Raw genomic sequence first — 13,822 nt, 5'->3', positions numbered from 1 at the left:
TCCTCCCCCGCCGGACTCCGTCCGTAGATCGTTGTCGTGCGTTAGAATCGCCACTGCCGCGGGCCGGGTCCGCATATCTACCGCTCGGGGCCGGGAAGCTCGGGGCCGGGAAGGGAGTGGGTGAACGTGGCGCGACGCACCGCGAAGTCCTCTGGGCAGCCCACCGACTCCGCCGGTCGGGCGAAACCGACGCTACAGGGAGTCTCCCGCGCGCTGCGGGTCATGGAGTTGCTGTCCCAGCAGCCGATGCGCGCCTCCGAAGCCGCCGAGGCGCTGGGCATGTCGTGGGCGACGCTGCACCGCACGCTGTCGCAACTGGAGGCGGACCAGTTCCTGGAGCGGGACGCGTCCGGTGTCTTCAGGATCGGCCGGCGCACGTGGTTGCTGGGCTCCACCTACCTGGTCGGGCACCGACTGCTCGAACTGGCCATCCCGTTGATGAACCGCGCGACCCAGGACACCCCGTTCGCCGTTTTCCAGTTGGTCGAACGGAGTGAGGGCATCGCGGTGGTCCTTTACTCCCATGAGGCGCTGTCCGGCGAAATCATCACCAGAACCACCTATGGTTACCATTTCCCGCTGCATACCGGCTCGAAAGGCCATGTGCTACTGGCCTACGAGCCCGATGAATTCATCGAGGAATATCTGGCCGGCGATCTCATCGCGCTGACTCCCGGATCGATCACCGATCCGAAGGAGCTTCGCGAGGTGCTCGCCACCGTCAGGAAACAGGGCTACGCCGTCACCATGGGTGACGTGCAGACCTTCACCGGCTCGGTGTCCGCGCCCGTGTTCGACAGTGAGGGCGCGGTGGTCGCGGCGGTCTGCGCGGTCGTCTCGCGAGCCCATCTCGACGGTGGCCAGAACCAGGTCGTGGTCACCGACGCGGTCCAGCGACTGGCCCAGGCGCTCTCGCTGGGCATCGGCTGGCAGCCGATGCGCAACCTCCGCTACCAGGCCTGATCCGCCACCACTCGGTTTCGCTCCCACATCGCCACACCGGACCCGGTCGGCGGCGATGCCGCCGCGTCGTGACGTGGCGGTCGCCGCCGACCGGTGATCGCGGCGTCGCGTCGCGGGCATCGTCGCAGCGTAGGAGCCGCGTCCCTGGTCACAGGCGACCTCACCGGAAAAGAACTTCAGTGGTGAGACCTATTGACACGGGTACTTCTCGCCCTAAACTCTCATCATCGACTAGCGAACACGGTATCCGCCCAGCGAATAAGGGGTATGGCATGCGCGCCACGCTAGAACTGCGCAATGTGGAGAAATCCTTTCCTGGCGCGCGGGCACTCAAGGACGTCTCGCTCACCGCTTTCGCCGGCCGCGTTCACGCTCTGCTGGGTGAGAACGGCGCGGGCAAGTCGACACTCATCAAAATCGCCTCCGGCGCACTGCAGCCGGACGCGGGTCAACTCCTGGTGGACGGTCGCCGGCAGCGGCTCACGCCGCGGTCCGCCAGGGCCGCCGGGGTGCGGGTGCTGCACCAGGAGCGCCAGATCGCGCTCACCAGGACCGTCGCGGACAACGTTCTGCTCGATCTGCCGCCTCGGGGCAGGTTCGGTCTGGTCACCGGTCGCGGGGTGGCCCGCGAGGCCGGTCGGCGACTGGCGCGAGTCGGAGCCGACCTCGACCCCGATGCCCCCGCCTGGACCCTCAGCGTCGCCCAGATGCAGCTGCTCGAACTGGCACGGGCGGTGTGCGCGGATGCCAAGTGCATCATCATGGACGAGCCGACGGCGACCCTGCACCGCGCGGAGATCGACCAGCTGTTCTCGGTCGTACGGCAGGTGCGCGACAGCGGCATCGCGGTCATCTACATCAGCCATCACCTCGACGAGGTGATAGAGCTCGCCGACGACTACACGGTGCTACGCGACGGGACGAAGGTCCACGACGGCCTGGTCGCGGAGGTGACGACCGGCGAACTGATCAGCCACATGTTCGGCGACGAGGTCTCGATGCGACGTGCCGACATCCACGAGGGCGCCGCGACCCCCGGCCCGGTGGCGATAGAGCTCAAGGACGCCTGCTTCGGCGGAGCCGTCCGGTCGGTGAGCCTGAAGGCGCACCGGGGCGAGGTGCTGGTGGTGACCGGGGCGGTCGGCTGCGGCAGCCGCGAGGTCGCGCAACTGATGGCGGGCGCCATTCAGCCGACGTCCGGCACGGTGCGGATTCTGGACGGGCACCGGAGCGGACGCCGGGCGGCGACCCGGGCGGGCGTCGGCTTCCTGCCGGCCGACCGCAAGCGTGAGGGCCTGATGCTGGATCGCTCCATTATCGAGAACGCCCTGCTCGCCGAGAACGGCATGCTGCGAGCTCCCGCCTTCAACCCCCTCTCGGCGGCGCGTCGGACAGCCGAGGTCTGCCGGCGGCTGTCCGTGAAACTCTCCGACGTCCGCGCGCCGATCAGAGGACTGAGCGGCGGCAACCAGCAGAAGGTCATCCTCGCCCGCTGGCTCCAGGTCGGTAGCGACGTCCTGGTCCTGGACGAACCCACAGCCGGAGTCGACATCCCGTCCAAGTCCGAGATCTACCGGCTGCTTCGCGAGCGGGCCGTTGCCGGTGACGCGGTGGTGGTGTTCTCGACCGAATACCAGGAGATCTGCTGCATCGCCGACCGCGTCGTGGTGATGCGGGACGGCCGGATCGCCGGTGAGCTTGACGGCGAGAGCGCCACCGAGCACCGAATCTTCGAGATGGAACTAGGAAGCTGATATGTCGGCAACGCAGACTCAGGTGGTCCTCCCGACGACCGCCCGGCGAAAGTGGCTCACTCCGGCGGTTCGCGAGCACCTCCAGGTCTATCTGCCGCTCTTGGTGATCATCATCGCCCTGTCGGCGCTCGCCTCCTCTCGCAACGGCGCCTTCCTGTCGACCATGAACCTGGAGCGGATGCTGGTCGCCAGTTCGGTGCTGGGCATTCTCGCGGTGGGCCAGACCTTCCTGCTCGTCGGTGGCCAGCTGGACCTCTCCGTGGGCAGCCTGGTCTCGCTGGGCAGTGTCCTCACCGCGAAGCTGGTGGTGGGCGAGGTGCCCGACGTCGTGATCGTGCTGGTCGCGGTCCTGGTCGGTGCGGCCTCCGGAGCGCTGTGGGGCCTGCTCGTGTCGCTGCTGCGGGTTCCACCGTTCATCCTGACGCTCGGCGGCCTGGCGGTCTTCGCCTCGATCGCGCTGACCGTGGCGAAGAGCACTCCGATTCCGCTGCCGACCGGCCTGGACTGGCTGCAGACGGGCAGCTTCCTCGGCCTGCGTACCCCGACCCTGATCTGGCTGCTCTGCGTGATCGTCGGCGGTGTACTGCTGCATTTCACCCGGTTCGGCCGTAACGTCTTCGCGCTCGGCGCGAACGAGGAAGCCGCCTTCCTCTCCGGTATCGCGACCACCCGGACGAAGATCGCGATTTTTGTCCTCAACGGCACGCTCGCCGGCCTGGCCGCGGTCGTTATCACCGGCCGGGTCGGCGCCGGCGATCCTCGGGCGGGCGTCGGGCTCGAACTCGTCGTCATCGCGGCGATCGTGCTGGGTGGCGCCTCGCTGGCCGGCGGCCGCGGCTCGATCCTGGGAAGTCTGCTCGGTGTGCTCGTGCTCGGTGTCGTCACCAGCTCGCTGACGTTCCTGAGCGTTCCCGACTCCTACGACCAGTTCGTCTTCGGCGCGATCCTCATCGCGGCCGTGTCGGTGACCGCCGGGGCCGACTTCCGTAGACGCCGCAAGGTCCAGCGACGTGCCTGACCCGGCCGGCCCGAACGAAACGGAGAAAGTAATGACCCAGCAAGAACCCGTATCCGGTGCCGCGATGACGGGCATCAGCCGACGGACACTGTTCACCGGCGCCGCCGCACTCGGCGGACTGGGACTGCTCACCCCGATCCTCAGTGCCTGCGGGTCGTCGACCGGCTCCGCGCCGACCGGCTCCGCGCCGACCGGCTCCGCGCCGACCGGTTCCGCGGCGATCGGCTCCGCGGCGGGGATCGGTTCCGGCAAGACGATCGGGGTATCGCTCAACGGCCTCGTCGAGTACACCAGGTACGTCGCGGAGGGCGTCGCCAAGGTGCTGGACGGCACCTCGTACAACCTCAAGATCGTACAGGCCAACTTCGACGTACAGACCGAACTGAAGAACCTCGAAAGCCTTATCTCGCAGGGCGTCGCCGGGCTGGTGGTGCTGCCCAACACCGTCGACACCGTGCTGTCGGCCGTGAAACAGGCCAAGTCGGCGGGCATCCCGACCGGCATCGCCCTGTGGGCGGCACCGGGTCCGCTGGACGAGTACGCCAAGGGCGTCGCCCACGTCGACTCCGTCGGCGGCGGCCGGCTGATCGGCGACTGGCTCAAGAAGAACGCCAAGCCCGGCAAGGTCGTGGTCGTGCAGGGCGTGGTCGGGCAGGGATTCTCGGAACGGATCGACCAGGGCCTGGACGAATCGCTCAAGGGGAGCGGATTCCAGATTGTGCTCCGCGAACAGGGGTACTTCGACCGTAGCAAGGCGGTCGGTGTCGTCGAGCGCGCGCTGCAGGCGCACCCGGACGTGACCACGGTCGTGTCCTACGCCGCGGCGATGGGCAACGGCGTCTCCGCGTACCTGAAGCAGAACGACATCAAGAACATCACCCACGTCACCAGCGACGCGGATGCGGAGATGCTGACCTGGCTGGGCACGCCGTACCTGGCGGCGACCCGCTACTACTCGGCGGCCGAGACGGGGGTGCTCGCCACGGAGGCGGTGCGCGCCGCGATCGAGGGCGGCAACCCGACTTTCAAGAACACCGTCTTCCAGGACATGATGACCGGCGAGAACAAGGATTCGATCGTGGCGAAGTCACCGATGAGCTACCCGGAGTACGAGGGCAAGCTGACGGACCTGTGACGACGGCACCGTACCGGGTCGCCGGCGGTGCCGATCGATTCGACCCTTGTAGGAGTGACAGTTGAAACCATCCGCTTTTCGATACGCGTTGCCGTCGACGTTGCGGGATGCCATCGACATCCGGGCCAGGTTCGAGGACTCGGTGATCCTTGCCGGTGGACAGAGCCTCATCCCGACGATGAACTTCAGGCTGGCCAATCCAGAGGTCGTCATCGACCTGCGGAAACTTGACGAACTCAACTATGTTCGAGTGGCGGACGGCGTCGTGCGGATCGGTGCGATGGCTCGGCAGCGAGTGGTCGAGCAGAACGACGAGGTCGCTGCGGCGAACCCGCTGATCCGCGAGACCCTGCTGAACGTGGCACATCCGGTGATCCGCAACCGGGGCACGGTCGGCGGCAGCCTGGCGCACGCCGATCCCTCCGCGGAGTTGCCGACGCTGCTGACCACGATGCGTGGCGCGATCACCGTCTGCGGGCCGTCGGGCAGCCGGACCATCGCGGCCGAGGATTTCTTCGAGTTCATCTTCACCACCGTCATGGAGCCCGACGAGCTGCTCGTCGAGGCGGCCATACCGGCGCTGGAGCCCGGTGAGGGCTGGGCGTTCGCCGAGTTCGCCCGCAGGCACGGCGACTACTCGGTGGCCGGGGTCGCCGTCACGCTCAAGCTCGGCGCCGACCGGCGGATCGACCGGGTACGGCTCGGCGCCTGCGGAATCGCCACCACACCGGCCCTGCTGACCGAGTGCGAGCGCCTCCTGACCGGCAAGTCGCCGTCGCCGGAGCTGTTCGCCGAGGCGGGGGCACTGGCCCGCGACGCGGTGACCGTTTCCGACGACAGCGCGACGAGCAAGGCGTACCGGCAGCACGTACTCGCCGGCCTCGTCGAACGAAACCTCACAACGGCGATGACCAGAACAGATGGTGCGTGATGACCGAGACCACTGAATTCGAGCCGAACGCCCTCGTCCAGATCAACGTCGAGGTCAACGGACGCGCGGTCAGCGAGGAGGTGCCGACCAGGCTGCTGCTGAGCGACTTCCTGAGGCACCGGCTCCGGCTGACCGGTACGCATGTCGGCTGCGAGCACGGGGTGTGCGGCGCCTGCACGGTCCACATCGACGGCACCCCGGCGAGGTCGTGCCTGACGCTGGCCGTCCAGGTGGACGGATGCTCCATCCGCACCGTCGAGGGACTGGCGAACGCGGACGGGAGCCTGCACCCGGTGCAGCAGGCGTTCAAGGAGTGCCACGCGCTGCAGTGCGGGTTCTGCACCCCGGGATTCATGATGGCGGTCGCCGGTCTCCTCGATGAGCGAGACGACCTGCGGACCGCCGAGGACGACTCGATTCGTGAGGACATCGCGGGCAACGTCTGCCGGTGCACCGGCTACATGAACATCGTGTCGGCGGTGCGGCGTGCTGCCGAACTCACCAACGAGAAGGGGTGACGGCCGGTGTCCACCCGCCAGTTCGGCGCTCGGGTACAGCGCAACGAGGACGACAGGCTAATCCGGGGTAAGGGCCGCTACGTCGACGACATCCCGCTGGAGGGCGCGCTGCACGGAGCGTTCGCACGCGGCAACGTCGCGCACGCGAAGATCACCCGCCTGGACGTCTCCAGGGCCGCGGCGCTGCCCGGCGTGCTGAAGGTATACACCCACGAAGACCTCGGCAGCCTCGACATGAAGATGCCGCTGCTGATCCCGCACCCGTGCATCACGCACGGCCGGACCCAGTATCCGCTCGCCCGCGACGAGGTGTTCTACGTCGGCCAGGCCATCGCGTTCGTCGTCGCCGTCGACCGCTACGTCGCCGAGGACGCCGCGCTGCTGATCGATGTCGAGTACGAGACGCTGCCCGTCGAGATCGACCTGCGACGCGCCGCCGAGCCCGGGGCGCCGCTCGTGCACGCCGACGTCCCGAACAACATCGCGGCGAACCTGGTGCAGGAGAGCGGCGACGTGGCATCGGCGTTCGCCAAAGCCGACCACATCACGTCGATCACCGTGCACTGCGAGCGGAGCACCGCCGCACCGATGGAGTGCCTGGCGACCGCGGCGCGCTGGGACGAGGTGTCCGGCGAGCTGACGGTCTGGGACGGGACCCAGGCACCGATCGGGCTGCGCGGGGCACTGGCCAGCCTGTTCGATCTGGACGAGCACGCGGTGCGGGTCATCGCTCCCGACGTGGGGGGCGGCTTCGGCCCGAAGATTCACTTCCCGTACGCGAACGAGGTCCTGGTGCCCCTGGCGGCCCGTGAGTTCGGCCGTCCGGTGAAGTGGATCGAGGACCGCTCCGAGAACTTCGTGCACATGACCCACGAGCGGCTGCAGATCCACGACATCGAGCTCGCGGCCACCAGGGACGGAATCGTGCTGGGGCTGCGTGACCGGTTCCTGCACGACACCGGGGCGTTCATCCCCTACGGCATCGCGGTCGCCCAGGTGGCCTCCTGTCAGATCGCCGGTCCCTACCGGATCCCCAACATCCTGGTCGAGTTCTCCTGCGTCTACACGCCCACCGTGCCGGTGACGCCCTACCGCGGCTGCGGGCGGCCCCAGGCCAACTTCGCGATCGAGCGGGCGATGGATCAGCTCGCCGACGAACTGGGGCTGGATCGGTTCGAGATCCGCCGGCGCAACTTCATCCAGCCAGAGGAGTTCCCCTACACCCGGCCGAACCTCATCTTCGCCGACGGCCTGCCCGTGACGCACGACTCAGGAGAGTACGAGCAGGCGCTGCGGGCGCTGATGGACGCGATCGACGTCGACGCGTTCAAGGCGGACCAGCAGGCGGCCCTGGAACAGGGACGCTACCTGGGCCTTGGCCTGTCCTTCTACGTCGAGGGCACCGGCCTCGGCCCGTACGAGGGCGGCCACGTCCGCGTCCATCCGATCACCGGAAAGGTGTTCGTCAACACCGGCCTGACCACCCAGGGACAGGGCCACGCCACTGTGTTCGCGCAGATCGTCTCCGATCAGCTCGGCGTGGCCGTGGAGGACGTCATTGTCGTCGAGGGCGACACCGGGGTGTACGACTGGGGCGTCGGCACCTTCGCCAGCCGCGCCGCGGTCGTCAGCGGCAGCGCGGTGCACAAGGCCGCCGTACTGGCCAGGAAGCAGCTGATCGAGGCCGCGGCCAACATGCTGGAGGCGAACCCGGACGACATCGAGCTCTCCGACGGCCGGGCCTTCGTCAAGGGGGCCGGGGTCGACGGGGTGACGCTGGCCGAGATAGCGACGGCCAGCAACCCGCTGCGCTACGCCTTCAACAAGGCCGCCGAGCGCGCGACCCAGTTCGCGCCGGCGGCCCGCAGTGACGGCCCGCCGCTCGCCGAGGGGGCCCACCCGGGTATCGAGGCGACCGACTACTACTCGCCGCCGCACGCCACCTGGGCCTACGGCGTGCACGGTGCGATCGTCGAGGTCGACCCGGCGACCTACGGGATCAAGATCCACCGCTACGTCTGCGTGCACGACTGCGGAAACATGATCAACCCGATGATCGTCGAGGGCCAGATCGCCGGTGGGGTGGCCCAGGGGATGGGCGGCGCGTTCTACGAGAAGCTGGAGTACGACGAGGACGGTGCCCTGCGCAACGCGAGTTTCATGGACTTCCTGATCCCCTACGCGACCGAGATCCCGCACATGGAGATGATCCACCAGGAGACGCCGTCGCCGCTGAACCCGCTCGGCATCAAGGGCGTCGGCGAGGCCGGCACCATCCCGGTGGCGCAGGTGATCGCCTCGGCGATCGAGGACGCGCTGCGACCGCTGGAGATCGCGCCGATCAGGAAGGTGCCGCTGAGCCCGTCCCTGCTCCACTCGTATGTCGCCGAGGCCGGGCTTCGGAAGTGAACGAGGTGCGGGCACCGCGACGCCCGGAAACGGAACTCACCGACCTCTCGGCGGTCGATCTGCAGGCGCTGCTGCGGTACGGCGAGGTCTCCGCGACCGAGGTGCTCGACGCGCATCTGGCGCGGATAGCGGAACGGAACCCGGTGATCAACGCCGTGTGCTCGGTCAGCGAGGACCGCGCGCGGGCCGAGGCGAGGCGAGCCGACGACCGGATGGCCCGCGGCGAGTACCTCGGCCCGCTGCACGGCCTGCCGATCCTGCACAAGGACCTGATCGAGACCGCGGGGGTGCGCACCACCTTCGGGTCGGCGGCATACCGCGACCATGTCCCTGACCAGGACGCGCTGATCGTGCGGCGGGCGGCCGACGCCGGAGCCGTGATGCTCGGGAAGACGAACACTCCGCAGTTCGGCACCGGTGGCCACACCTGGAACGCGCTGTTCGGCACGACGGTGAACCCGTACGACACCACTCGGAGCGCCGGGGGAAGCAGCGGAGGCTCGGCGGCGGCGCTCGCCGCCGGAATGGCGCCGCTGGCGACCGGTACCGACATGGCGGGATCGCTCCGGATTCCGGCGGCGTTCTGCAACGTGGTCGGGATGCGCCCCTCACCGGGTCGGGTGCCGTGGGTCCCGTCGCGGATGGGATGGTTTCCCTATGTGGTGCCGGGGCCGATGGCGCGGACCGTCAACGACCTCGCGCTGCTGCTGTCGGTGACGGCCGGACCGGACGCCCGGGCGGCGATCTCGATCGAGGAGCGGGGCGACCGGTTCACCCCGCCGCTCAACGCCGCCGTCTCGAAGCTCAAGGTCGCCTGGGCACCCGGCATCGCCGGACTGCCGGTGGACGCCGACGTCCGTCCGGTGCTGGAGCAGCTGGGCGGCACGCTCTGCGGACTCGGCGCCGAGGTGGTCGAGGCGGAACCGGACCTCACCGGTGCGGAGGAGGCGTTTCTCACCTGGCGATCCTGGTACTACGCCACCAGCTACGGAACGTTGCTGCGCGAGCGCCCCGAGGTGCTTGACGAGTTCACCGCGGCCAACACCCGGGCGGGCCTGGCCGTGAGCGGCGAGGATCTCGGCCGGGCCGAGGTGCTGCGGACCGCTCTGCACCTGCGGATGGCGGACTTCTTCGCGGAGTATGACATCCTCGTCATGCCGTGCGTGCCGGTCGCGCCGTTCGGCGCGGACAGCCGCCACCCCGAGACGCTGGGCGACGCGCCGGTGGTCTCCTACCTGGACTGGATGCGGCACCTCTACTACATCACCGCCACCGGGTTGCCCGTGGTGAGCCTGCCGGCCGGTTTCACCGAGCGGGGGTTGCCGGTGGGCGTGCAGATCGTGGCCGGACCCAGACGCGATCTCGACGCGCTGAGGTTCGCCCGTGCGCTGGAGACGGCGACCGGATTCGGCGCCGTGCGGCCGGGTGATACAGCTCATGATTCTGCTCGAAAGGTATTGAAGTGACTGGACCGCTGGCGGGCACCGTTGTCGTGGACCTGTCGCGGGCGCTGGCCGGCCCGCATGCCGCGATGATGCTGGGCGACCTCGGAGCCCGTGTGATCAAGGTGGAGAGCCCGGGGGCCGGCGATGACACCCGGGGCTGGGGCCCGCCGTTCGTCGGCCCCGAGCACGCTCGCGAATCAACATATTTCCTGAGTTGTAACCGGAACAAGGAGTCGATCACCCTCGACCTGAAGTCCGAAGACGGCAGGGAGACGCTGAGCAGGCTGGTCCGCCAGGCGGACGTGCTGATAGAGAATTTCCGCACCGGCGTGCTGGATCGCCTGGGATTCTCGATGGACGCGCTGCGCGAGCTGAACCCGAGGCTGGTGATCCTGTCGATAACCGGCTTCGGCCACGACGGTCCCGAAGGCGGCCGGGCCGGCTACGACCAGATCGCCCAGGGGGAGGCCGGCCTGATGTCGCTCACCGGCGCCTCGCCCGACGAGCCGACCCGGGTGGGGGTGCCGATCGGCGACCTGCTCGCCGGGATGTACGGGGCCTACGGAGTGGTCTCCGCGCTGCACGAACGTAGCGGCACCGGCACCGGGAGCGTGGTCAGGACCAGCCTGCTCGCCGCCCTCGTCGGGGTACACGCCTTCCAGGGCACCAGGTACACGGTGGCCGGTGAGACACCGCACGCCACCGGGAACCACCACCCGTCGATCTGCCCCTACGGCCTGTTCCGCTGCGCGGACGGCATGCTGCAGCTGGCGGTCGGCTCCGAGGGACTGTGGGACACCTTCGCCGCGGCGTTCGGCCTGCCCGCGGGCGAGGACGGCTTCGCCGGCAACGCCCAGCGGGTCGAGAACCGCGAAGCCGTGATCGACGCGGTCAACGCCGCGTTCGCCCCCTGGAAGCTCGACGACCTGCTTACCAGGCTCGCCGAACTCGGCATCCCGGCAGGTGAGGTCCGCACCCTCGACCGCGTCTACGAGTGGGAGCAGACCCGATCCCAGAATCTGCTGATCGAGGTCGAGCACGCCACCCTCGGGCGGGTGACACTCCCGGGATCACCGCTCCGATTCGACGGGGCGGCACCGGTCGAGCATCTGGCGCCGCCCACGCTCGGGCAGCACAACGAGTCGGTACGGGCCTGGCTCGACGAAGTCGACCCGCGAGGCAGGGGAGGGGACTCATGACCCCGCGGCCGACCTCGCACGAGCTGATCGATCAGGTCCTGGACCCCGGAAGCTGGATCTCCTGGGACATTCCGGTCAGTGATCGACGCGACAACGACGCCGAATATCGCGAGACGCTCGCCCGCGTCCGGGAGTCCACCGGGCTGGACGAAGCGGTGACGGTCGGCGAGGGCACCATCCGCGGGCGCAGGGTCGCCGCGCTCATCGGCGACTTCCGTTTCCTGGCCGGTTCCATCGGCGTTACGACGGCCGAGCGGCTCGTCCGGGCCATCGACCGCGCCACCCGGGAGGGCCTGCCCCTGCTGGCCGCGCCCGTTTCCGGAGGCACCCGGATGCAGGAGGGCACGGTCGCCTTCGTGCAGATGATCAAAATCACCGACGCCATCGCCGCGCACCGTGCCGCACGGTTGCCCTACCTCGTCTACCTCAGGCATCCCACCACCGGAGGCGTGTTCGCCTCCTGGGGCTCGCTCGGACACCTCACCGTCGCCGAACCGGGCGCGCTCGTCGGCTTCCTGGGGCCGAGGGTGCACGAGGCGATCAACGGCGAGAGGTTTCCCGAGGGGGTGCAGACCGCGGAGAACCTGTTCGCGCACGGTCATCTCGACGCGGTCCTGCCGGTCACCGACCTCGCCGAGACGGTCGATCGGGCGCTCAACGTGCTCTGCGCGCCGACCGGGCACCTGAACCGGCCGTACCGCTCGGCCGACGAGGAGATCGCGGACACTCCCGCCTGGGATTCCGTGACGCGATCGCGCCGGCCCGACCGCCCCGGAGTCCGCGCGCTGCTGGAGAGCGCCGGACAGGATGTGGTCCGGCTGGGCGGCGCCCGAGGGGACGGAATCCTGCTCGCCCTGGCCCGCTTCGGCGATGCACCGTGCGTGGTCCTCGGACACGACCGTAGCATTGGCCGACAAGGCGGGCCGGTGGGTCCGGATGGTCTACGGATGGCGCAGCGCGGCATGCGGCTCGCCCGGGAACTGGGCCTGCCGCTCGTAACGATCATCGATACGTCCGGAGCGGAACTGTCCAAGGAGGCGGAGGAGGGCGGCCTGGCAGGGGAGATCGCGCGGAGCCTGCACGCTCTGATCACCCTGGAGTCACCGACGCTCTGCGTCCTGCTGGGCCAGGGGACAGGCGGCGGAGCACTTGCTCTGCTGCCGGCCGACCGCGTCGTCGCCGCTCAGCACGCCTGGCTGTCGCCGCTGCCTCCCGAGGGTGCCAGCGCCATTCTGCACCGCACCGTCGACCGGGCGCCCGAACTCGCCTCGGCACAGGAGATCCGTTCGACGGACATGTTCCGCCACGGCATCGTCGACCGGATCGTGGGGGAGGACTCCGGGGACCCCCAGGAGTTCCTGTCGCGCCTCGGCCAGGTCATCGAGGACGAACTCGCCGGACTGCTCAAGGTCCCGACCGCCTCCAGGCTCGCGGACCGCCGCGCTCGCTTCCGCCGGCTCGGTAACGAGGTGCTCAGCGCGTGACTCCGGTGATAGCCCTCACCGGCGCGGCCGGATACACCGGCCGCGCCGTCACGGCCGCGCTGTCGCGCCAAGGTGTCGAGGTGATCGCACTGGTGCGTCGCGCGCGGCAGGCACCCCAGATGCTCGCCGCCGGCGCCGGGCGGGCAGTGGTGGTCGACCTCGCGGACCTCTCGTCGCTGACCGACGCGCTCGGCGGCGTCGCCGCCGTCTACCACATCCCGCCGAACATGCATCCGGCCGAGGACACGCTCACCGCCGTGGTGATCGACGCCGCGGAGCGGGCCGGGGTGCCGAGGTTCGTGCTGCACTCGGTCCTCGCGCCGTACCTGCCCCGGATGCCGCACCACCTGCGCAAGGCGAACTCCGAGCTGACCCTGCGCGAATCAGGCCTGACCTGGACGATCCTGCAGCCGGGGTGGTACGCGCAGAACCTGCTGCCGCACGCGGAACAGGCCCGGGACACCGGGCGGATCGCCGTGCCGTACTCGGTCTCGGCCCCGTTCGCACCGGTGGACGTGCACGATGTCGCGGAGGCGGCGGCCGTCGTGCTGACCGAGAGCGGTCACGACTTCGCCACTTATGAGCTCAGCGGGCCGCGGCTGCTGGACACCCGCGAGATGGGTGCCACGCTCGGCGAGGCGCTCGGCATTCCGGTGGTCGCGGTCGAACAGACCCTCGAAGAGTGGCGGGCCGGCGCGACCTCGCTGCCGGACTCCACGGCCGACGGCCTTGCGGCGATGTTCCGCTACTACGACGACCACGGCCTCCCGGGCAACCCCCGGGTGCTCGCCATGCTCCTGGGACGCGCCCCCACCGAGCTGAGCACCGTCCTCGCCCGCGACCTCCCAGGTGCGCCCTGACAACAAGCTGATCTTTCTCGGATGAACGCCGGTCGATCCAGGTGGAACACGTGCCAGGACCGGGGGCTCGTGCACCACGCACCAGGTCCGGACAACCGTTCCACTA

The 13,822-nt window shown here is 69.2% G+C and carries 11 protein-coding genes; all 11 read left to right on the top strand.

All coding sequences use genetic code 11. From position 1 onward, the window contains the following. Nucleotides 1-126: 126 nt before the first annotated feature. The 11 genes from OG884_RS01375 to OG884_RS01325 all read left to right on the top strand — a co-directional run bounded on the left by OG884_RS01375 (nucleotide 127) and on the right by OG884_RS01325 (nucleotide 13,716). The gene (locus OG884_RS01375) at nucleotides 127-963 is read left to right on the top strand and encodes an IclR family transcriptional regulator (RefSeq protein ID WP_326641296.1); all 837 of its coding nucleotides are present in this window, start codon (nucleotides 127-129) and stop codon (nucleotides 961-963) included. A 272-nt stretch (nucleotides 964-1,235) separates the two neighbouring features. Beyond that, a complete protein-coding gene (locus OG884_RS01370; protein ID WP_326641294.1) occupies nucleotides 1,236-2,717 on the top strand; it encodes a sugar ABC transporter ATP-binding protein in 1,482 nt (493 codons plus the stop codon). Nucleotide 2,718: 1 nt separating this feature from the next. After that, nucleotides 2,719-3,735: an ABC transporter permease gene (locus OG884_RS01365; protein ID WP_326641292.1), complete on the top strand. Its 1,017-nt coding sequence runs from the start codon at nucleotides 2,719-2,721 to the stop codon at nucleotides 3,733-3,735. Nucleotides 3,736-3,766: 31 nt separating this feature from the next. Next, nucleotides 3,767-4,870 (top strand): sugar ABC transporter substrate-binding protein, encoded by a 1,104-nt coding sequence (locus OG884_RS01360; RefSeq protein ID WP_326641290.1) that lies wholly within the window; start codon nucleotides 3,767-3,769, stop codon nucleotides 4,868-4,870. 61 nt (nucleotides 4,871-4,931) lie between these two features. Next, complete coding sequence (locus tag OG884_RS01355) at nucleotides 4,932-5,801, top strand: FAD binding domain-containing protein (RefSeq protein ID WP_326641288.1); 870 nt, start codon at nucleotides 4,932-4,934, stop codon at nucleotides 5,799-5,801. Then, the gene (locus OG884_RS01350) at nucleotides 5,801-6,319 is read left to right on the top strand and encodes a (2Fe-2S)-binding protein (protein ID WP_326641286.1); all 519 of its coding nucleotides are present in this window, start codon (nucleotides 5,801-5,803) and stop codon (nucleotides 6,317-6,319) included. Before OG884_RS01355 ends, OG884_RS01350 begins: the two co-directional genes overlap by 1 nt. Before the next feature lie 6 nt (nucleotides 6,320-6,325). Continuing rightward, entirely contained in the window at nucleotides 6,326-8,728 is a 2,403-nt protein-coding gene (gene cutA / locus OG884_RS01345) for an aerobic carbon-monoxide dehydrogenase large subunit (protein WP_326641283.1), read from the top strand. Between the two features lie 5 nt (nucleotides 8,729-8,733). Continuing rightward, nucleotides 8,734-10,194, top strand: coding sequence for an amidase (locus OG884_RS01340; protein WP_326641281.1), 1,461 nt, complete (start codon nucleotides 8,734-8,736; stop codon nucleotides 10,192-10,194). Next, nucleotides 10,191-11,372, top strand: coding sequence for a CaiB/BaiF CoA transferase family protein (locus OG884_RS01335; RefSeq protein ID WP_326641279.1), 1,182 nt, complete (start codon nucleotides 10,191-10,193; stop codon nucleotides 11,370-11,372). Before OG884_RS01340 ends, OG884_RS01335 begins: the two co-directional genes overlap by 4 nt. Then, nucleotides 11,369-12,856 (top strand): carboxyl transferase domain-containing protein, encoded by a 1,488-nt coding sequence (locus OG884_RS01330; protein ID WP_326641277.1) that lies wholly within the window; start codon nucleotides 11,369-11,371, stop codon nucleotides 12,854-12,856. Before OG884_RS01335 ends, OG884_RS01330 begins: the two co-directional genes overlap by 4 nt. After that, nucleotides 12,853-13,716 (top strand): SDR family oxidoreductase, encoded by an 864-nt coding sequence (locus tag OG884_RS01325; RefSeq protein WP_326641275.1) that lies wholly within the window; start codon nucleotides 12,853-12,855, stop codon nucleotides 13,714-13,716. Before OG884_RS01330 ends, OG884_RS01325 begins: the two co-directional genes overlap by 4 nt. The last annotated feature ends 106 nt before the right edge of the window (nucleotides 13,717-13,822 follow it).

It is taken from the genome of Streptosporangium sp. NBC_01755, from assembly GCF_035917995.1.
Classification (GTDB): domain Bacteria; phylum Actinomycetota; class Actinomycetes; order Streptosporangiales; family Streptosporangiaceae; genus Streptosporangium.
The sequence above is the reverse complement of the archived record's forward strand: the minus strand, read 5'-3'. Positions and strand labels throughout refer to the sequence as shown.